Below are 19,746 nucleotides of genomic sequence, written 5' to 3'. Positions count from 1 at the left end.
GACGGATCAGTTCTTCGCCAGTTTGGTGACGATCGACCGGAAGTCGTCGGTGGTGAACGATTGATGCTCGGCCGACAGGGCATAGTCCAAGCTGGCCAGGACCGCGCGCTCGAGATGAATGTTGAGCACCCGTTTGGTGCTTTCGACCGCCTGCTGAGGCAGCTCCAAAATCTTTTTGGCGCAAGCGGTCGCGTCCGCGACGGGGTCGGCCGACACGTGGTTGGCCAGCCCGAGCTCGACGGCACGCTGGGCACTGATGCGGGTGCCCGTCAACGCGAACTCTTTGGCCAGCAGCAGGCTGATGTGCAGCGGCCAGGTCAGCGGACCGCCGTCGGCGGCCACCAGCCCCACCTGGACATGCGGATCCGCGAGGTAGGCCTCTTCGGCGATGTAGACGATGTCGCTCAGCGCCACCAGGCTGCACCCCAGCCCGACGGCCGGGCCATTTACCGCCGCCACCACAGGAATTCGGCACCGCGCCATGCCCAAGACGATCTCGCGCCCGTCCCGGATGGTCTTGGCGCGTAGCTCGGCATCGGTCGAAAGCTCCTTGAGGTAGTCGAAATCCCCGCCCGCCGAGAACGCCCTGCCGGCCCCGGTGATGACCGCCGCGCGGGCCGTCGGGTCATCGGTCAGTCGCTGCCACAGGCGCGCGAGCCCGACGTGCAGATCGTCGTTGACCGAGTTGAGCGACTCCGGCCGGTTCAAGGTGATGATCCGCAGCGGGCCGTCGGCTTGGACGTCGATTTCGGCAGGCATGTCGTACACGTCAGACTCCTTCTATGGTCGTGACCCGCTTCACCCGGTCTCCGCCCGCGTTCGCGATCACTCCTTCTACAGTCGTGACCCGCTTCACCCGGGCTACGCCCGCGTTCGCGATCACTCCTTCTACAGTCGTGACCCGCTTCACCCGGGCTACGCCCGCGTTCGCGATCACTCCTTCTACAGTCGTGACCCGCTTCACCCGGGCTACGCCCGCGTTCGCGATCACTCCTTCTACAGTCGTGACCCGCTTCACCCGGGCTACGCCCGCGTTCGCGATCACTCCGGCAATCCCAAGATGCGTGAAGCGATGATGTTCTTTTGTATCTGTGAAGTCCCGCCCATCACACTCTGCGCGCGGCTGTACAGGTAGGCGCTGAGCAGGTCCTGGTCGCGGGTCCCGGTCACCGCCAGTGCGGCGTGTCCGACGGATTGTTCGACCCAGGTCATCAGCAGCTTGTCGAGCGACCCCTCCGGCCCGTGCGAGACGCCGTCGAGCTGTTCGGACAGCCGCCGACGGACGTGATGCGTCAGCATCTCCGACTGGACCGCCGCCCACGCGAGCTCCTCGCATACCGGTCCATCGGTGCGCGCGTACAGGCTTCGCACGAGTTTGCCGTAACGGGCGGCGTAGCCGAGCGTGGAGGGTTCACGCTCATGGCCGACGACGGTCATGGCCACCGCCCAGCCGTCCCCCGGCGCGCCGACCATCCGCTCGGCCGGAATCTTCGCGTCGTCGAAGAACACCTGGCCGAACTCGTTGGTCACACCGTTGATCATGCGCAGCGGACGCTGTTGCACGCCGGGCTGTTTCATCTCCAGCACGAACGCCGAGAGGCCGCGGTGGCGTTTGGCGTGCGCGTCGGTGCGCGCCAGCAACAGGCACCAGTCCGCGACGTCGGAATAGCTGGTCCAGATCTTGTGCCCGTTCACCACGTAGGTGTCACCCTCGAGGCGAGCGGTGGTGGTCAACGAGGCCAGGTCCGAGCCGGCGCCCGGCTCGCTGAAGCCCTGACACCACCGCTCCGTGCCGTTGATGATGCCGGGCAGGAAGCGTTGCCGCACTGCGTCATTGGCGTGCCTACCGATCCCGTAGATCAGGTAGCCCACGCTGGGACGGGGTGGGGCGCCCGCCCGGGCGAGTTCCTCGTCGACGATGACGTCATAGACGGGCGGCAGCTCCCGCCCGCCGTACTCGCGAGGGAACGACAGCCCGAAGAATCCCTCTCGGTATAGGGCCTGGTGCCATTCGGCCTGACGGGCCCAGTATTCGTCGCCCGATCCGGAGAACTCTCCGGCGTGCGCGGAAAGCCAGTACCGGAGGCGCTCCCGGAAGGCGGCTTCTTCTGGTGAGTCACGAAAGTCCAAGATCGATCTCCTTCAACGCGACGGGCCACAACTCCGTCGACACCAAGGCGCGTCGCAGATAGACGTGCACCATGCAGTCCCAGGTGTTGCCGATACCGCCGTGCACTTGAATGGCGGTCTCACAGACGGTTCGGGCGGCTCGCGCGCAGTAGACCTTCGCGACCTGGGCCGCGCGGATGGCGTCGGCGGGCGGCAGCTCGTCGACCGCCCACGCGGCATGCCGGGACACGCTGATCGAACCCTCAATCAGCGCAAGGCTTTCCGCTAGCAGGTGGGCGATCGCTTGGTAGGACCCGATCGGCTTGCCGTACTGTTCGCGGATCTTGGCGTAGTCGCACGCGACGGCGTGCGCACCCCGGGCGATCCCCACCAGGTCCGCCGTCGTGGTGACCAGCGCGAGCGCCCGCCATTGCGCGGCAGTGTCGGGAGACACCTCTCCGAGCGCCACCGGCGTTCCCGCGATCGTCGCGTCGGCCCGGGTCAGGTCCGCGCCGTCGGTCAGGTCCCCGACGTCGGCCGCGCGTACCTGGCCGCCGGAGAGGCTCAGGGCCCGCCGGGCGCCGCGCGCGTCGATCGCGCGATCGTCGACCGCGATGGTCGCGCCCGCGCCGTCCGCGCCGACGTGGCGAGTCAGATCGTCGGCGAGCACCGGGCCGAGAAACGGCGAGTCGATCAGCCGTCGTCCGAATTCTTCGGCGACGATGGCCACTTCGACGCCGGACGCCCCGTCGGAGCGCAGCAACCGCCAGCCCGTCGCCGCAAGTTGCTTGTCCAGCCGCGTAATCCGGCTTTGGTCGTCGAGGTCCTGCACCGCCGACGGCCCCAGGTCGTCGGCCAGTTTGGCGGCGGCGTCGCGCAGTTGCTGTTGTTCAGCTGTCAGACGTACATCCATAGCGCTCCTTCAGCACTCGGCGCAGTACCTTGCCCGAGGGCAGGCGAGGAATGTCGGGCACGAACACGACTCGGCTCAGGCGTTTGTAGGAAGCCAGCCGCTGGTCGACCCGGGCGGTGAGTTCGTCGGCGTCCACCGGTGCGCATGTCGCGACCGCGGCGACCACCGCTTCTCCGTTGATCCCGTCGGGGACACCGAACACCGCGCAGTCCTTGACGGCCGGGTGGCCGTGCAGGACAGTCTCGACCTCGGCGGGCGCCACCTGAAACCCGCGCACCTTGATCATTTCTTTGAGGCGGTCGGTGATCCGCAACCAGCCGCCGCCGTCGAGCCAGCCGACGTCACCGGTCCGGTACCAGCCGTCGTGGATCACTTCGCTGGTTGCTTCGGCCGGCAGGTAACCGGCCATCAGCGACGAAGAGCGGGCCTGAATCTCACCCACCTCGCCGCGGCGGACCGGCTTCCCCGTCTCCGGCGAGACCACCCGCACGTCCACGCCGGGCACCGGGCGACCGACGGCGTCCAGCCGGGCGCCCTCGATCGGATTGCAGGCGATGACGGGCAATTCCGTGGTTCCGTACGCAGGAACCCAACCGACGCCGGTGCGCCGGGTCACCGCCTCGGCGACGTCGGCGCTGACCGGCGTCGCCCCCCACATGATGTAGCGCAGCGAGGACAGGTCGTAGGACTCGAGCGTCGGGTGCGAGGCGATGGCCAGCGCGATCGGCGCGACCGCCATTTCCACTGTGATGCGGTCATTTTCGATGTGATGCAGCATCCGGTCGATGTCGAAGCGGGGATGCAGCCGCACGCAGGCGCCGGCCCGCAGCGCCGTGAGGATGTTGAGCAGCCCGAGGATGTGCGACGGCGGCGTGGCGATCTGTATCCGGTCGCGCCCCGTGAGCTGCAGCGCCCCGCGCCAATGCCGCACGGCCTCCTCCAGCGCCGCATGGGTGTGCCGGACGGCCTTCGGCAGCCCGGTGGTGCCGGAACTGAACACCAGCACGGCGTCGGACCATGGCGCCGGCGCCGGCGCCGTTGACTCCCCGTGGGCGATCGGCTCGTCGAGGTGCAGCATCGGCATCGCGCCGGCCAATACCGGGTGGTCGCCGACGGCGTGGGCGGGTTCGGTCAATGCGAGCGCGTGGTCGACCTCGTCACGCTTCCACGCCGGGCTGATCAGCACCGCCGTCGCCGCCAGCCGCCAGATCGCAAGCACGACGGCGACGAACTCCGGGCGGTTGGACGCCATGACCGCGACGCGCTGACCAGCGGCGACACCGTTCTTGGCCAGAATTGCGGCCCAGCCCGCGGCCAGCGCATCGAGCTGCGGCAGGCTGAACCGCCGTTCCTCGAACACGACCGCAGCCGGCTCGGTCACGTCCCGTCCTTCCCTGACAGGCCGGGCCTGACATCCCCACAAGCTTGAGAAGATCCTATCGCTCTGTGAGAATAGTATTCTCTATAGTGAAGAATGCAAGTACGGGAGGGGGCGGTCGAGGTGACAGTCACCCGAAGCATCGAGGAGACCCCACGGGTGACAAATCCGTCAAACGGCTCCGGCGCGGGCACGGTGACCATCCACATGGACCGCAAGAAGGTCTCGGTGCCGCTGGTCCCCGGCGAGACGCTGTTGCAGAGCGCGCGGCGAGCCGGCCTGGATCCGCCGTTCAGTTGCGAGGCGGGTAACTGCGGCACATGCATGGCCAAGTTGGAAGAGGGCCACGCGACCATGCGGGTCAACGACGCTCTCGACGATGACGAGGTCGCCGAGGGCTACATTTTGACGTGCCAGGGTGTGCCGGACACGGATTCGGTCACGGTGCGCTACGAGTAGCGGCCCGATGAGAGGTGGCGACGATGGCCAAGGGAATCATGTACGTGGAAAGCCGGCCCAGTGCGCCTGAGCGCGAACAGGAATACAACACCTGGTACGACGAGGTGCACATACCCCAACTGCTGAGGCTCGACGGAATCGTCGCGGCACGCCGGCTGCGCCCGATCGACGGCCAGGGTCCCTATGTCGCCATCTACGAACTCGAAGGCGACGATCTGCAGGCTGTCTTCGACAACATGATGGCCAACGCCGGGCAGCTGAACATGTCCGATGCGTTGCTGTTGGATCCCGCGCCCATCCCTCGATTGCTCGAGACGACCAGCGAGCGGAGCCGCTGAGCCTGATGAACGTCGACGACCTGATCCTGGTGAGTATCGACGACCATGTGGTCGAGCCGCCGGACATGTTCCTGCGCCACGTGCCGGCCAAATACAAGGCCGAGGCCCCGATCGTTGTGGTCGACGACAACGGCGTCGACCAGTGGATGTACCAGGGCCGCCCGCAGGGCGTCAGCGGGCTCAACGCGGTGGTGTCGTGGCCGGCCGAGGAATGGGGCCGCGACCCCGCCGGTTTCGCCGAAATGCGCCCGGGCGTCTACGACGTCCACGAACGCGTGCGGGACATGAACCGCAACGGCATCCTGGCCTCGATGTGCTTCCCCACCTTCACCGGTTTCTCCGCGCGGCACCTCAACATGACGCGCGAGGACGTCACGCTGGTAATGGTGTCGGCCTACAACGACTGGCACATCGACGAGTGGGCAGGCTCCTACCCCGACCGGTTCATCCCGATCGCCATCCTGCCCACCTGGACCCCCGAGGGCATGTGCGCCGAGATCCGCCGGGTCGCGGCCAAGGGCTGCCGGGCGGTCACGATGCCGGAATTGCCGCATCTGGAAGGGCTTCCGAGCTACCACGACGACGACTACTGGGGACCGGTCTTCCGCACACTGTCCGAGCAGAACGTGGTGATGTGCCTGCACATCGGCACCGGGTTCGGGGCGATCAGCATGGCCCCCAACGCGCCCATTGACAACCTGATCATCCTGGCCACCCAGGTTTCGGCGATGTGCGCTCAGGACCTGCTGTGGGGTCCCGCCATGCGCGATTACCCCGATTTGAAGTTCGCGTTCTCCGAAGGCGGAATCGGGTGGATCCCCTTCTATCTCGATCGCAGCGACCGGCATTACACCAACCAGAAGTGGTTGCGCCGCGACTTCGGCGACAAGCTGCCCAGCGACGTCTTCCGCGAGCATTCGCTCGCGTGTTACGTCACCGACAAGACCTCGCTGAAGTTGCGCCACGAAATCGGCATCGACATCATCGCCTGGGAATGCGACTACCCGCACTCGGACTGCTTCTGGCCGGACGCCCCCGAGCGGGTGCTGGCCGAGCTTGACGCCGCCGGCGCAGACGACTCCGACATCAACAAGATCACCTGGGGCAACGCGTGCCGGTTCTTCAGCTGGGATCCGTTCGCCCGAACACCGCGCGAGCGGGCTACCGTGAAAGCCTTGCGCGCCAAGGCCAATGACGTTGACGTGTCGATCCGGTCACGCGCCGAATGGGCGCGGCTCTATCAGGAGAGGCAACTCGCCAAGCTGCAGTAGCAGGGGCACCCGAATGTGCGGCTGACTTCACACTCGGCCCCGAACGTGCGGCTAGCTCCACACTCGCGCGGCGGCGGCCACTGGTGACCCCTCGTGGCTAGAGTTCGGCCAGCGCGGGGCCCAACTCTTCTAATTGCCCGACGCTCGCGGCGAACTCACCGCCGATCGGCGGCAGCAGCGTGACATGGTCCGCCCCCGCGGCCAGGTGTTCGGCCACCTTGGCCGCGATCTTCTCCGAATCACCATGCGCCACAACCGCGCTGACGAGCCGGTCGCTCACCTCGGCGATCTCGCCGGCCGAGTACCCCAGCTCCGCCAGCCGGTCCGCGTACGACCCAACGGCGAGCCGAGTGGACACCGACTCGCGCGCCACCTGGATGTCGCGGACCACCGAGAGTCCGACGACCAGGAGCTTGTCCGGCCCCAGAAGTAGTCGTGCCTGGGCGGTGAACTCCGGTGGCAGCCCGGCCGGAAACGCGCCGTCGGCCAGATCGCGCGCCAGCGCAAGCATTTTCGGCCCATTGGCGGCGACTATTCGGGGGTACGCCGCGTCGGACGCCGGCGGCCAGGTCGGGCCGTCCATCAGGTCCAGGTAGTCGCGCATCGTCGCCAGCGGGCTGCCGAATTCCCGACCGACACTGGCCGCCTGCTCCGGGTAACCGACACCGAGGCCAAGGACGATCCTGCCCGGATATGCCTGCGCCAGTTGGGCCGCCGCGGCATGCATGGTTTGCGCCGGGCGGGCCCAGATGTTGGCGACGCAGGTACCGAGCACCACTTGCTCGCTGTCGCCGAGCAGCATGGCGAGCTGGACCAGGGCGTCTTTGCCGATGACCTCGTTGGTCCATACGGCGCGGTATCCGGCCTTTCCAGCCGCACGACCGCCTCACGTTGCAGGTGGATCGGCGGTGGAGCTGTGAAGGAGACGGGCAGGCATACGCCCACCCGCCCCAGCGCCTCCCGGGCCGCTTCAACCGCGGTGCCGGCCACGGTGCCGTTCACTCGCCGAAGTAATGGCCGGCGTCGAGGTCCTCGAGCAGGCCTGCCCGTTCGGGGTTCCAGTCGAGTTCCTTCTTGGTCAGCGCGTTCGACGTCGGATTGTCCAACGCCGCGAACAGCGCCAAGAAGCCGAAATGGCCGGCCTCCTGAAGAGGAATGCCGCGTACTGGGACGTCCAGGTGGCGGCCGATGACGGCGGCGATGTCCCGGAACGGCACGCCCTCGTCGGCGACGCCGTGCAAACGTGTTCCCGGCGCGGCCTTTTCGAGCGCCAGCCGGTACAGGCGCGCCGCATCCAGCGTGTGCACCGCGGGCCAGCGGTTCGCGCCGTCGCCGAGGTAGGCGGAGACGCCTGTCGAGCGGGCGGTGCCGATCAGATGCGACATGAAACCGTGGTGATCCAGGTTGCTGTGCACCAACGGGGACAACCGGATGACCGACGATCGCACCCCGCACTCGGCCAACGCGATGACGGCGTTCTCCGAGTCGACCCTCGGCCCGCCGGGCAGCACGTCGTGCTCGGTTGCCAGTCCGCCCTGGCCCAACAGCGAGAGCAGGAGGGTCCCCGACGTGCTGACGAAGGGCCGACCGGAGCCGACGAGCGCCTCCCCGATGGCCTCGACGGCCCGCAAATCCGACTCGGCCGCGGCCACGAAGTTGTCGAAATCGTGTTTGAAGGCCAGGTGGATGACACCATCGGACGCGGCGGCGGCGGACTGCAACCCGTCGAGGTCGTCAAGGTCGCCTCGGTGCACACTCACGCCCTTCGCCGCCAGCGCGGCGGCCGACTCGTCGGAGCGGGCCAGGCCGGTGACCTGATGCCCCGCCCGCGCCAGCTCGTCGACGACGGCCGAGCCGATGTGTCCGCTCGCGCCCGTGACAAAGACATGCATGGAATTCCCTTTCGCTCAGCGGTATTCGCGACTTCCAGTCAACGACCGCGCCGGACCGGCTGTCCAAGACCCGTTTCACATGGCGTGATACTGAATCGATATCACCGCATGTCATCCCGCATTTGGTGAGCCGAGCTGTTCGCGTCCGCGGTTACACTTCCCGCATGACCGATTCGGCATTGCCCGTGATCGACCTCGATCTGCGGCTGGTGGGGTACTTCGTCGTGGTGGCCGAGCACCGGCACTTCGGCCGCGCGGCGACCGCGCTGCGGGTAGCGCAGCCCTCGTTGAGCCGGCAGATCCGCCGGCTCGAGCAACAACTGGGCGCTCGCCTGCTGGATCGCACGCCGCAAGGCACCCGGCTGACCGAGGCGGGGGAGGTCTTCCTGCCGCGGGCCAAGGCCCTGCTGCGTTCGGCCACGCAAGCCGCGGCCCAGGCCCGGGCCGCCGCCCAGCCCAGCCGGATCGCGATCGGATACACGACCGGGATGATCGTCACCCCCGCGGTGCGCGAGATGCGCCGCGAACACCCGGACGCCGACGTGCAAGTCACGCACCTGCATTGGGGCCAGGCTCTGGACGCCTTGCTCGGACATCGGGTGGACGCGGTGGTGACCCGGCTACCGTTCCCGACCGACGGCCTGCACGTGACCATCCTCTACGACGAGCCTCGGGTGCTGGCGATGTCGGTCGACCATCGCCTCGCGGGCCGCGATCTCGTCACGCTGGACGACATCGCCGACGAACCGATGCCCCGGATCCGTGACTCCGATCCGGCGTGGAGTGCCTTCTGGCGCATCGATCCCCGGCCCGACGGTCGCCGCGCGCCCGATGGACCGTTCATCGACGCGCTCGAGGACAAGTTCGAAGTCATCGCCTCCGGGCAGGCGGTGGCCATCACTGCCGGGTTCCATGGCAACGCCCTGCGTCCCGACATCACCACCGTCCCGTTGCAAGGCGTCGAGCCCTGTCACGTGGTGTTGGCGACGCGCGCCGGTGACCGCAGTCGGTTGGTGGCGGCCTTCCGCAAGCTCGCCGAGGCGCACCTGAGGGGGCCGCTAGACCTCGGGTAGCTCGGGCGGCGGGTGGTAGTCAGGGTCGTAGCCCGAGACGTGGATCGGGCTACCGACGAGCCGGAAATCGCCGGCGGCGACGATGATCTCGGGTGTCGCTTCGAGCGCTTCGGGTAGCGATCGGACGGCGGCCGCCGGCACCCCGAGCGGACGCAGCCGGCGTTCCCACCCGGCGGCCGTGTCGGTCGCCAGCATCGCCGTGACCACGGCCAGCACCTCGTCGCGGCGGGACACCCGTTCGGCCATCGTCTCGAACCCGCCGATGCCCGCCTCGGTGGCGAACGACTTCCAGAAGCCGTCGTGCGTGATAAAGAGCGCCAGGTATCCCTCGGCGGTCGGAAAGAGCTGCGCTGGAACGTAATACGAGTGAGCGCCGTACGGGCGCCGCTGCGGCTCGACACCGTCGTTGAGGTAGGCGGACGCGTGATAGTTCAGCTGTGACAGCATCACGTCGCGCAGCGATACGTCGACTTGCCCTCCGGTTCCGGAGATGATCTTGGCCAACAGCCCCAGCGCGGCGGTCATCCCGGTGGAGTTGTCGGCCGACGAGTAACCGGGAAGCGTCGGCGGCCCGTCCGGGTCGCCGGTCAGGGCGGCGGTGCCGACGCCCGCCTGTACGACGTAGTCGAAGGCCGGATCGTCGCCCCCGTAGAGGCCGAATCCGGTGATCGCGACGCACACGATCCGCTCGTTGTGCCGTCGCAAACTCTCATAGGTCAATCCCAGGCGGCGGATCGCCGACGGCTTCAAGTTCACCAGCAGCGCATGGGATGCGGCCACCAGTTCACCGAGCCGTTGCTGTCCGGGCTCGGAGTTCAGGTCGAGACAGACGCTCGACTTGTTGCGGTTGAGACTGGCGAAGTAGCTGGCCCCGACACTGCGGGAGATCTCGCCGCCGCGCGGCTCGATCTTGGTGACCTCGGCGCCCAGATCGGCCAGCAGCATGGTTGCGTACGGTCCCGCCAGCATGGTGCCGACCTCGAGGATACGTATGCCCGCCAGCGGACCATTATTCTTCGCGGTCAACGCAATTCCGTTGCGAGCGCCGCGATCATCTCGCGGGTGCGGCGCTTGGAGGCGACCAGCTCGTCACGGTTGTCGCCGATGGGCAGCAGCCGCACCGACAGGTCGGTCACGCCGGCGTCGGCGAAGCGGCGCATCCGGGTCAGGATCGCCTGCTCGTCACCGGCGGCGCACAGGTCACCGACGTCACGCGCGTCGCCGCGTTCCAGCAGGCGCTGGTAGTTGGGCGACACCTCGGCCTCTCCCAGGATGCGGTTGGCCCGCTCCCTGGCCTCCTCGACTCGCCCCGGCTCACAGAGGCATACCGGGATGCCGGCGACGATCCGGGGCGCGGGGCGCCCGGCACCCGCGGCGGCCTTGGTGATCTTCGGCGCGATGTGGTCGCCGATCGCCCGCTCGTCGGCCATCCACAACACGGTGCCGTCGGCGAGTTCACCGGCCAATTGCAGCATCACCGGCCCCAGCGCGGCGACCAGAACCGGCATCGGGGTGTCGGCGCCGATCGCCAACGGATTGTGCACCGTGAATGAATCGTTGTCGACGTCAACCGGTCCCGGCCCGGCGATGGCGGCGTTGAGCACCTGCAGGTAGTCGCGGGTGTAGGCGGCCGGTTTCTCGTACGGCAAGCCGAGCATGTCGCGAATGATCCAATGGTGCGACGGCCCGACCCCCAGCGCCAGCCGCCCGTCGGCCACGGCGTGTGTCGAGAGGGCTTGGCGCGCAAGGGCGATCGGATGCTGGGCTTGCAGCGGCACCACCGCCGTGCCGAGCTCGATGCGTGAGCTGTGCGCGGCCATCAGCGACACCATGGTCAGGCAGTCGAAGTCGTCGGGAACCTGTGGCATCCACGCGGTATCCAGGCCCGCGGATTCGGCCCACTCGATATCAGAGACCAGCTTGTGCACCTTGCGGGCCATGTCGCCACGCTCGGCGCCGATCATCACTCCGACGCGCACGGTTCCTCCACAACGGGTTCGGGGATTCCGGTCAGCTTGCGGATCTCGCGCACGAGCACGTCGAGCGGTGTGCCGGTGGGGAAAACCGCGGCGGCGCCGGTGGCTAGCAGCTTGGGCACGTCGGCGTGCGGAATGGTTCCGCCGACCACGACGGCGATGTCCGCGGCGTCGGCCGCGCGCAACGCCTCGACGGTGCGGGCGGTGAGTGCGAGGTGAGCGCCGGACAGGATGCTCAAGCCCACGACCGCCACGTCCTCCTGGACGGCGATCGAGGCGATGTCCTCGATGCGCTGCCGGATGCCGGTGTAGATCACCTCGAAACCGGCGTCGCGCAGGGTGCGGGCGACGATCTTGGCGCCCCGGTCGTGTCCGTCCAGGCCCGGCTTGGCGACCAGGATCCGGGGGGCCACTAGAACACCACCGGTTGCTGGAACTCGCCCCACACCGCCTTGAGCGCGGAGACCATTTCCCCGACCGTGCAATACGCGTTGGCGCAGTCGATCAACTTGTGCATCAGATTGTCGTCCCCTTCGGCGGCGCGAGACAGCGCCGCCAGACTGGCTTTGACTGCGGCAGAATCCCTTTCGGCCTTCACCTTGGACAGCCGTTTGAGCTGCAGATCGCGCCCTTCGGCGTCGAGCTCATAGGTGACGACGTCGTGTTCCGGCTCCTCGGTCACGAACCGGTTCACGCCGACGACCGGGCGGGCGCCGGATTCGATGTCCTGGTGGACCTTGAATGCCTCGTCGGCGATCAGGCCCTGCAGATAGCCGTCCTCGATGGCGTGGACCATGCCGCCGTGCCGCTCGAGGTCGGACATGATCTCGATGATGCGCGCCTCGGTGGCGTCGGTCAGCGCCTCCACGAAGTAGGAGCCGCCCAGCGGGTCGGCGACGCTGGCCACGCCGGTTTCGTGCGCGAGGATCTGCTGGGTGCGCAGCGCCAGTGTCGTGGTCTCCTCGGTGGGGAGCGCGAACGGCTCGTCCCAGGCCGCGGTGAACATCGACTGGACGCCGCCCAGCACGGCGGCCATCGCCTCGTAGGCGACCCGGACGATGTTGTTGTGGGCCTGAGGCGCGTACAGCGAGGCGCCCCCGCAGACGCAGCCGAAGCGGAACATCGCCGCCTTATCCGTCGTCGCGCCGTAGCGCTCCTTGACGATGGTGGCCCAACGGCGTCGTCCCGCACGGTATTTGGCGATTTCCTCGAAGAAATCGCCGTGGGTGTAGAAGAAGAACGAGATCTGCGGCGCGAACTGGTCGATCGTCATCCGGCCGCGCTCGACCACGGTGTCGCAGTAGGTCACGCCGTCGGCGAGGGTGAACGCCATCTCCTGAACCGCGTTGGCCCCGGCGTCGCGGAAGTGCGCCCCGGCCACCGAGATGGCATTGAACCTCGGCACCTCGGCCGCGCAGAACTCGATGGTGTCGGCGATCAGCCGCAGCGACGGCTCCGGTGGCCAGATCCAGGTCCCGCGCGAGGCGTATTCCTTGAGGATGTCGTTCTGGATGGTCCCGGTGAGCTTCGCCCGCGGTATCCCTTTTTTCTCGGCGGCGGCGACGTAGAACGCCAGGAGGATCGCCGCCGTTCCGTTGATCGTCATGCTGGTGCTGAGCTTGTCCAGCGGGATGCCGTCGAACAGGATCTCGAAATCGGCCAGCGTGTCGACCGCGACGCCGACCCGGCCGACCTCCTCGCCGAACTCCGGGTCGTCGGAGTCGTACCCGCACTGGGTGGGCAGGTCGAGGGCCACCGACAACCCGGTCCCGCCCTGCTCTAACAGGTAGCGGTACCGGCGATTGGATTCCTCGGCGGTGCCGAACCCCGAGTATTGGCGGAAGGTCCACAGCTTGCCCCGGTAGCCGGACGCGAAGTTACCCCGGGTGAAGGGAAACTCCCCCGGTGCCGGAGGAGGCGCCGTCATGTCCCCCGGGCCGTATACCGGCGCAAGTGGAATGCCGGATGGTGTCTGGGCCGCGTTATCCATCGATGAATAACGTACTTGCAAAAAAAGAGAATGCCAATACCGCATACCTGACCTCGTAAAACGTGGTCGGGCGTCAGCAATCCTCCAGCGATGCGCCCATCGTTTCGGGCAGCAGGTACGTACTTAGGAGGCTGAGCAAGGCGAGAACGGCCATCATGAGCCCGATTGCCCCGCGGCCGTAATGCGTCAGCAGCGGTCCCGCGACGATCGGCGGCAGGGCACCGCCAAAGATCCCCGCCAGGTTCAGGGACAGCCCGGCTCCGGTGTAGCGATACCGCGTCGGGAACAGCTCCGGGATGAACGATGACATGGGCGCATACGCGATCCCCGCGACGGCGTAGATCCCGGCGATCACTCCCGCGAACACGGCGCTGTTGCGGGTGTCGATCAGCGGAATGACCGCGAACGACCACGGCAACCCGACCACCCACGCGCCGATCATCAATGGGCGGCGGCCCAGTCGGTCGCAGAGCATGCCCGACGCGACCACACCCAGGGTCCATGCGGCTCCGCCCAGCATTCCGGCGGCCAGAATCGGGTTGCGCGAGAGGCCGGCGTGGTTATGGGCGTAGCTGGTGAGGTAGGTGCCCGCCATGAAGACGAAGGTGTAGACGGCAACGAAGCTGCCCGACGCGAGCACCAGGCGCCCGGGCTGCAGGCGGATGACCTCGGCAATAGGCGCCCGGGAGCGCTCGCCGGTCGCCAATTGTGTTCGGAACACCGGGGTTTCGTCGATGTTGAGGCGGACGTAGGGGGCGATGACGATGAGCACCGCGCTCAGCAGGAACGGCACACGCCATCCCCACCGCGCGAACGCCGAACTCGCCTCCCCGATCGTGAGGTCCACGACCAAGAAGGTCAGGCTGGTCAGGAACAGCGCGACGCCAACGCCCAACGGGGTGAACATGCCGTACCGGCCGCGCTTGGCGGCGGGCGCGTATTCGGCGCCCAGCAACGCCGACCCGGCCCACTCACCGCCGACGGCGAACCCCTGCAGCACGCGCAGGGTCAGCACGATCAGCGGCGCGGCCACGCCGATCGTGGCGGTGCCGGGAGTCAATCCGACCGCCACGGTCGACAGGCCCATTATCAGCAACGTCGCCACCAGGGTGGCCTTGCGGCCCAGGCGGTCGCCGAAGTGTCCGAACACCAACCCGCCCAGTGGGCGGGACACGAATGCGGCCGCGAAGGTTCCCATCGAGGCGATGGTGGCCACGGTCTGGCTCAGGCCGGGGAAGAACACCGCAGGGAACGTGAGGGCCGCGGCGGTGCCGTAGATGTAGAAGTCGTAGAACTCGACGGCTGTACCCACCATGCAGGCGGCGGCGATGCGTCGCGGGGACGCGACCGGCCCGGCGGGATTGCGGCCTTCGGACTCCGAAGCGCCCTGCTGGCTGCGCATCGGCCGATGCTACAAACCGTTGCGGTCACCCGCAGTCGACGAGCTACGCCCGGCACAGGATCTCGCCGTGCGGGATGGCGATCCAGCCGTCCGGCGCCGCGGCCCATTCCCGCCACGCCGCGGAGATTTCCTCGAGCTGCGCGGTCGTGGCCAGCCCCAGCTCCCGCAGGTCGCTCGCGATTTGCGAGTGCAGGATCCGGTCGGCCCACATCCCGCCCCACCACTCACGCGTTGACGGCGTCGCGTAGCACCACATACTTCCCGATGGCGTGACGTCGTCGAATCCCGCCTGCCGGGCCCAGGACAACAGGCGCCGGCCCGCGTCCGGCTCGCCGCCGTTCGCACGAGCGGCCCGCTCGTAGAGATCGCGCCACAAGTCCAGCCCGGGCAATTGCGGGAACCAGATGAACCCCGCGTAGTCGGCGTCGCGCGCGGCCACCAGGCCACCGGGCGCGCACACCCGCCTCATCTCGCGCAGGGCCGTCACCGGATCGGCGACATGTTGCAGCACCTGATGGGCGTGCACGACGTCGAATGTGCCGTCGGCAAACTCGAGCCGGTGCGCGTCGGCGGTCGCGAACGAAACGTTCGACAGGCCGCGTCGCTCGATCTCGGCGCGGGCCACGCCAAGCACGTCGGCCACCTGGTCGACGGCCGTGACGGGCCCGGGCGCGACGAGGTCTGCGAGGTCGGCGGTGATCGTCCCGGGTCCGCAGCCGATGTCCAGCACGGCCAGCCCGGGCTTCAGGTGGGGCAACAAATAGGCGGCCGAGTCCCCGGCGGTGCGCCGCCGGTGGCTGCGGAGCACCGACTCGTGGTGGCCGTGCGTGTATGTGACTCCGCGCTCGTCGGTCATCCCCCGAGCGTACCCGCTAATCCATATGATGGAATATTCTTCTCACTATATGAGATCAGTCCACGGGCACGTTCAGGATCGGCCGGTCGACCGCGGCGCCTTGGCCGTTGAAGTGCCACCACTCCCCGGAGTACGGCGCCAGCCCCCCGTACTGCATGGCGTTGCGCAGCGTGGCCCGGTTCGCCTGGGCGTCGGCGCTGACGCCATCGGTGGCGAAAGCAGTTGCGCGCGGGGAGAAGTCGTCGAAGTCGGTGCCCATGTCCGCCAGGCAAAGACCCTCCGCGTGCAGCCCGGATGCGCACGGCTGCTGTGCGGTCGTGAACGTCACGTCCACCGAGCGCCCCGACTCGTGGCTGTGCGCGTACTGCCCGGGGCGCGCGACCCACGCCGGGTTGGGGACGATGTTGAACATCTGGACCTGCACCTCGTGGGGCCGATAACAGTCCCAGAACACCAGCAGGTGTCCCTGGGGCCGTAGCGCCGTCGCGGCCGTCGCCAGTCCGGACGCCATCGACTGGTGCACCAGGCATCGGGCGTCGGCCGGATACAGCTGCGTGTGCGTGAAGTTGTTGGTCGTGGCGTAGCGCAGGTCGATGACGGCGTCGGGGACCACGCTGCGGACGTCGACGAATCCGGCCGCCCGGGCCGCATCGCTTACCGGCGGTACGTCGGGACTGGCCTGGGCGGTCCCGGCACCGACCAGACCCGCGGCGACCGCGAGCGCGAGGTTCGAGCGCAAAAGACGCATCCGGTCATTGTCCCCGTTGCTCGCGCTCGGTCGCGTCAGCTCCTACTAGAAGATGTCGCGACGCCGGCCGTCACTGCGGCATGGACGCCGATGTTCATGAACGATGAAGCCTTTTCAGCCCGACCTGAAGAATTCCGAACCCGAGGGCTTGAAAGCGGCGGCGCAGTTCATGCACGTCCTGCCGGTCGGTCGGGTGCGCCCGCCTCCTCGAGCACGCGTTGCTTTTGTTCGGCGATCACCTGATTCAGGTAGGAAGCTTTCGGCCAGCCGTAGTAGGCGGCGAAATGCAGGACCAGTTCGTCCATTTCCTCGAACGAGACGTCGCCGCTTTTCAACGCGGCATAGACGTGGGACATGATCGGATATTGGGCGTCTTGAAATCCGACGCACGCGAGTGTGATCAGGCGTCGCTCCTTCATCCCCAAACCGGGCCGCAGCCACATCTCGCCGAACACGAAGTTGAGGATGCCCGCGCCCGAATACGGGTTGTCGCGCGGCGGCGCGAACGGCAGGCAGTTGATTTCCCGGAACGCGGCCTCGCCGCCGCCCAGGCGGGCTTCGGGATCACTGGGGGTGGCCAGCGGCAGCAACGGCGATGGCGGCGGCCCCCCATCGCCGCGCTTGCGCGCGACCAGTTCCCACTGCGCGTCGACGACCATGTTGAACTGCGACGCTTTTGGCCATCCGGCGTATACCGCGAAATGCAATACCGACTCGCGCATTTCGGTGATCGTGACATCACCGCTATTCAGCGCGGCATAGACGTGCTGCTCCAGCGCGGGCGTGGCGTCGGCGCCCGCGACACACGCCAGCGTGACGAACCGACGGTCGCGGCGACTCAGGCCCGGGCGGGTCCACACCTCGGCGAACACGAAATCGATAAGGCCATCGGCGATCACCGGGCTGCTGTCCGTCGGGGCATCGACGGTCATCACCTCAGCGAACGCCCGCAGGCCGCGCTCGCGCTTCCAATCGTGGCTCCTCATCTGATAGTCACCCCCGCATCGACGGTGAACTGCAGACCCGTGACGTGCCGGGCCTCGTCGGAAATCAGGAACAGCACCGCGTTGCTCACGTCGATCGCCTCCGTCATCAAGACCGGCAGCGCATTCATGAAGATGGGCCCCAAGTCGGGTCGCTTCTCCACGATCAGCTGGTGCATCGACGGCGGCGCCATGCCGGTGGACACCCCGGTGGGATGCACGGTGTTCACCCGAATGTTCTGTGCGGCAAGCTCGTTGGCGAGCGCCAGACTCATTCCGACGATACCGTGCTTGGCAGCGGTGTAGGGGGTGTGCAGCGGGGTGCCCTTGATGCCCGCGGACGAGCTGATGGTGACCAGACTGCCGCCGCCGGCGCCGAGCACGTGCGGCAGCGCCGCCGCGCACGTGTTCCAGGCGCCGATCAGGTTGACGTCCACCACGAGCCGCCACTGCTCGGGCGTGGTGGTGTCCCAGGTGCCCACCGTCAATACGCCGGCGTTGGCGACCGCGGCGTCCAAACCGCCGAGCTCGGCCGCGCCCTGGTCGACGGCGGCCTTGAGCGCTCGCGCGTCTCGCACGTCCACCACCTTGCAGACGGCCGAGCGGCCCAGCTCACCAACGAGTTTGGCCGTCTGGCGCAGATCGTCCTCGGTCGCCAGCGCATACTCCAAACCGTCGGGGGTGTCGCAGATGTCGACCAGCAGGCAATCCGCGCCCTCTTCGGCCAACCGGACCGCATGGCTGCGTCCCATCCCCCGGGCCGCGCCAGTGATCAAAACCCGCTTACCGGCCACCCGGCCCGTCGGCTGAGGCTGCGTCATGGCGGTCACAGTTTGTTGCAGAAGCCGGCGTCCACGGGAAAAGTCACCCCGGTGACGTACTTGGCCTCATCCGAGACGAGGTAGGCAATCGCGGCGCTGATGTCCTCGGGCTCCAGCATCTCCACCGGCATCGGATTCTGAAGGTGCGCACCCCCTTCGGGGAAGCTCTCCAGGAACTCCGTCATCGCCGGGTTGACCGCCATCATCGTGCGGACCGCTGTGGGGTGGACCGTGTTCACCCGAATACTGAAGGGCGCCAACGAATTCGCCAGGGCACGCATCAGCCCCACCACACCGTGTTTAGAGGCGGCATACCCCAACCCGCCGCCCTGTAGGCCACCGAAGCCACGCAGCCCCGCCGTCGAGCTGGTGAACACGATCGCGCCGCCGCGCTGCCCGGCAAGCAGATGCGGGACGGCCGCCCACGCCGTGTGATAGGCGCCGTCCAGGTTGACCCCGATCGCGGCCCGCCACTGCGCCAGCTCCTCCTCGATGCCCAGCTCGCGGAAGGCCACTGGCGCGATCCCCGCGTTCGCGCAGACAATATCGAGACGACCGAAATGACCCACCCCGGCATCCAAAGCGGCCTTCACCTGACCGAAGTCGCGCACATCGGCCACCGTGCCGAGCATCTTGCCGCCCTCGGCCTCCACCAAACCGATCGTTTCGTCCAACTCGTCGCGCCCGGCCATCGCGTAACCGTTCGCCGGGATATCGGCACAGATATCGATCCCGATGATGTCGGCGCCCTCGCGGGCCAACCGGACCGCATGGCTGCGACCCTGCCCGCGGGCCACCCCGGTGATGAACGCCACCTTGCCCTCTAGACCACCCACCGCGCCCTCGCTTGCCGCGCCCGCCGGCGCATCGCGCTTTTACCAAGTAACCGTGTTACTCAGGTTGGCACAGTAACATCGTTATCGTGGTCGGTAAAGCTCAGCGCCGCGACACCTCGCCGGCGGCCGGGGACGAAACACCCGATCCCCTGGTCGACATCGTCGTGGAGCTGATCGACACGCAGGGCTACGAGGCCGTGCAGCTGCGGGAAGTGGCGCGCCGAGCCCGCATGTCGCTCACCACCATCTACAAGCGCTACCCGACCCGAGACGAACTCATTGTTGCCGCGCTGCGGTGGTGGATGGACACCCATCGCTACGCCGCCGTCGCCGCCCACTCGGTGGAAGGCGAGTCACTCTACGACGGGCTGATGTGGATCTTCCGGGCCATCTTCGAACCGTGGGAGAAGCACCCGCGCATGCTGCAGGCCTACGTCCGCGCGCAGGCCGGACCGGGCGGCGACGAACTCACCCAGCACGGCTTCGACGTCGTCGTGCCCGCCGCACGATCGGTCATGCGCGGGTGCGACGAACGCTTCGCGGAGGACCTCAGCCGCATCCTGACGGGCGTCGTCTACGGGGCGTTGGGCCAGTTCGCGTCGGCGTCCATCGAGATCACCGACATCGTGCCGACGATCGAGCGGGCCGTGTACTGGCTGACCAAGGCACACGAGAGCGCCTGCAGCCATAACTAGCTCAGG

General features: G+C 67.7%; 20 protein-coding genes and 2 pseudogenes. 6 read left to right on the top strand and 16 right to left on the bottom strand.

The features are described from left to right. Positions 1 to 6: 6 nt before the first annotated feature. The 4 genes from ACEL92_RS04175 to ACEL92_RS04160 form a co-directional block, all read right to left on the bottom strand. Complete coding sequence (locus ACEL92_RS04175; protein WP_374024375.1) at positions 7 to 768, bottom strand: enoyl-CoA hydratase/isomerase family protein; 762 nt, start codon at positions 766 to 768, stop codon at positions 7 to 9. Positions 769 to 1,041: 273 nt separating this feature from the next. Beyond that, complete coding sequence (locus ACEL92_RS04170; RefSeq protein ID WP_374024374.1) at positions 1,042 to 2,130, bottom strand: acyl-CoA dehydrogenase family protein; 1,089 nt, start codon at positions 2,128 to 2,130, stop codon at positions 1,042 to 1,044. Next, positions 2,117 to 3,022: an acyl-CoA dehydrogenase family protein gene (locus tag ACEL92_RS04165; protein WP_374024373.1), complete on the bottom strand. Its 906-nt coding sequence runs from the start codon at positions 3,020 to 3,022 to the stop codon at positions 2,117 to 2,119. The genes ACEL92_RS04170 and ACEL92_RS04165 overlap by 14 nt, the downstream gene beginning before the upstream one ends. Continuing rightward, complete coding sequence (locus tag ACEL92_RS04160; RefSeq protein ID WP_374024372.1) at positions 3,000 to 4,403, bottom strand: class I adenylate-forming enzyme family protein; 1,404 nt, start codon at positions 4,401 to 4,403, stop codon at positions 3,000 to 3,002. The genes ACEL92_RS04165 and ACEL92_RS04160 overlap by 23 nt, the downstream gene beginning before the upstream one ends. Positions 4,404 to 4,523: 120 nt before the next feature. Between ACEL92_RS04160 and ACEL92_RS04155 the strand changes: the two genes are divergently transcribed. Genes ACEL92_RS04155 through ACEL92_RS04145 form a run of 3 tightly spaced genes read left to right on the top strand, consistent with a single transcriptional unit; the run spans position 4,524 to position 6,468 of the window. Further along, a complete protein-coding gene (locus ACEL92_RS04155) occupies positions 4,524 to 4,859 on the top strand; it encodes a 2Fe-2S iron-sulfur cluster-binding protein (protein ID WP_374024371.1) in 336 nt (111 codons plus the stop codon). A gap of 23 nt (positions 4,860 to 4,882) precedes the next feature. Further along, positions 4,883 to 5,197 carry a hypothetical protein gene (locus ACEL92_RS04150; RefSeq protein WP_374024370.1) on the top strand — a complete coding sequence of 105 codons (315 nt, stop codon included), beginning with the start codon at positions 4,883 to 4,885 and terminating at the stop codon, positions 5,195 to 5,197. A 5-nt stretch (positions 5,198 to 5,202) separates the two neighbouring features. Continuing rightward, positions 5,203 to 6,468, top strand: coding sequence for an amidohydrolase family protein (locus ACEL92_RS04145; RefSeq protein WP_374024369.1), 1,266 nt, complete (start codon positions 5,203 to 5,205; stop codon positions 6,466 to 6,468). A 97-nt stretch (positions 6,469 to 6,565) separates the two neighbouring features. Here ACEL92_RS04145 and ACEL92_RS04140 read toward each other — a convergent pair. Further along, positions 6,566 to 7,422 (bottom strand): annotated as a pseudogene (locus ACEL92_RS04140) (LLM class flavin-dependent oxidoreductase). Between the two features lie 44 nt (positions 7,423 to 7,466). Beyond that, positions 7,467 to 8,360, bottom strand: a complete 894-nt coding sequence (locus ACEL92_RS04135) for an SDR family oxidoreductase (RefSeq protein WP_374024368.1) — start codon at positions 8,358 to 8,360, stop codon at positions 7,467 to 7,469. A 164-nt stretch (positions 8,361 to 8,524) separates the two neighbouring features. On the opposite strand from ACEL92_RS04135, the gene ACEL92_RS04130 reads away from it, so the two are divergent. Then, positions 8,525 to 9,433 carry a LysR substrate-binding domain-containing protein gene (locus tag ACEL92_RS04130; RefSeq protein ID WP_374024367.1) on the top strand — a complete coding sequence of 303 codons (909 nt, stop codon included), beginning with the start codon at positions 8,525 to 8,527 and terminating at the stop codon, positions 9,431 to 9,433. Here the strand turns inward: ACEL92_RS04130 and ACEL92_RS04125 are convergent. From ACEL92_RS04125 to ACEL92_RS04095, 7 genes are all read right to left on the bottom strand, one after another. Further along, positions 9,419 to 10,459, bottom strand: a complete 1,041-nt coding sequence (locus ACEL92_RS04125) for a CaiB/BaiF CoA transferase family protein (RefSeq protein WP_374024366.1) — start codon at positions 10,457 to 10,459, stop codon at positions 9,419 to 9,421. The two genes, ACEL92_RS04130 and ACEL92_RS04125, sit on opposite strands and share 15 nt — an antisense overlap. Beyond that, entirely contained in the window at positions 10,456 to 11,412 is a 957-nt protein-coding gene (locus ACEL92_RS04120; protein ID WP_374024365.1) for an LLM class F420-dependent oxidoreductase, read from the bottom strand. The genes ACEL92_RS04125 and ACEL92_RS04120 overlap by 4 nt, the downstream gene beginning before the upstream one ends. Continuing rightward, a complete protein-coding gene (locus ACEL92_RS04115) occupies positions 11,397 to 11,822 on the bottom strand; it encodes a cobalamin B12-binding domain-containing protein (protein ID WP_374024364.1) in 426 nt (141 codons plus the stop codon). Before ACEL92_RS04115 ends, ACEL92_RS04120 begins: the two co-directional genes overlap by 16 nt. After that, positions 11,822 to 13,399: a methylmalonyl-CoA mutase family protein gene (locus tag ACEL92_RS04110; protein WP_374024363.1), complete on the bottom strand. Its 1,578-nt coding sequence runs from the start codon at positions 13,397 to 13,399 to the stop codon at positions 11,822 to 11,824. Before ACEL92_RS04110 ends, ACEL92_RS04115 begins: the two co-directional genes overlap by 1 nt. Positions 13,400 to 13,472: 73 nt before the next feature. Next, positions 13,473 to 14,714, bottom strand: a complete 1,242-nt coding sequence (locus ACEL92_RS04105) for an MFS transporter (RefSeq protein WP_374026071.1) — start codon at positions 14,712 to 14,714, stop codon at positions 13,473 to 13,475. Positions 14,715 to 14,844: 130 nt separating this feature from the next. Beyond that, a complete protein-coding gene (locus tag ACEL92_RS04100) occupies positions 14,845 to 15,657 on the bottom strand; it encodes a methyltransferase domain-containing protein (protein ID WP_374024362.1) in 813 nt (270 codons plus the stop codon). Positions 15,658 to 15,712: 55 nt separating this feature from the next. Beyond that, the gene (locus ACEL92_RS04095) at positions 15,713 to 16,405 is read right to left on the bottom strand and encodes a M15 family metallopeptidase (protein WP_374024361.1); all 693 of its coding nucleotides are present in this window, start codon (positions 16,403 to 16,405) and stop codon (positions 15,713 to 15,715) included. A gap of 100 nt (positions 16,406 to 16,505) precedes the next feature. Here ACEL92_RS04095 and ACEL92_RS04090 point away from each other — a divergent pair. Continuing rightward, a pseudogene (locus ACEL92_RS04090) lies at positions 16,506 to 16,607 on the top strand (SDR family mycofactocin-dependent oxidoreductase); the annotation flags it as partial. On the opposite strand, the gene ACEL92_RS04085 reads toward ACEL92_RS04090, so the two are convergent. From ACEL92_RS04085 to ACEL92_RS04075, 3 genes are read right to left on the bottom strand one after another with little or no spacing between them, the layout of a single operon-like run. Further along, on the bottom strand, positions 16,573 to 17,391 hold the full coding sequence (locus ACEL92_RS04085; RefSeq protein ID WP_374024360.1) for a carboxymuconolactone decarboxylase family protein: 819 nt from the start codon (positions 17,389 to 17,391) through the stop codon (positions 16,573 to 16,575). The pseudogene ACEL92_RS04090 and the gene ACEL92_RS04085 overlap by 35 nt on opposite strands. After that, the gene (locus tag ACEL92_RS04080; RefSeq protein ID WP_374024359.1) at positions 17,388 to 18,209 is read right to left on the bottom strand and encodes a mycofactocin-coupled SDR family oxidoreductase; all 822 of its coding nucleotides are present in this window, start codon (positions 18,207 to 18,209) and stop codon (positions 17,388 to 17,390) included. Before ACEL92_RS04080 ends, ACEL92_RS04085 begins: the two co-directional genes overlap by 4 nt. Before the next feature lie 5 nt (positions 18,210 to 18,214). Further along, positions 18,215 to 19,045 carry a mycofactocin-coupled SDR family oxidoreductase gene (locus ACEL92_RS04075; protein ID WP_374024358.1) on the bottom strand — a complete coding sequence of 277 codons (831 nt, stop codon included), beginning with the start codon at positions 19,043 to 19,045 and terminating at the stop codon, positions 18,215 to 18,217. A gap of 86 nt (positions 19,046 to 19,131) precedes the next feature. Between ACEL92_RS04075 and ACEL92_RS04070 the strand changes: the two genes are divergently transcribed. After that, on the top strand, positions 19,132 to 19,740 hold the full coding sequence (locus tag ACEL92_RS04070) for a TetR family transcriptional regulator (RefSeq protein ID WP_374024357.1): 609 nt from the start codon (positions 19,132 to 19,134) through the stop codon (positions 19,738 to 19,740). Positions 19,741 to 19,746 lie beyond the last annotated feature (6 nt).

The organism is Mycobacterium hainanense (assembly GCF_041890355.1).
GTDB classification, from domain to species: domain Bacteria; phylum Actinomycetota; class Actinomycetes; order Mycobacteriales; family Mycobacteriaceae; genus Mycobacterium; species Mycobacterium hainanense.
This window is presented reverse-complemented; position numbering and strand designations above follow the sequence as displayed.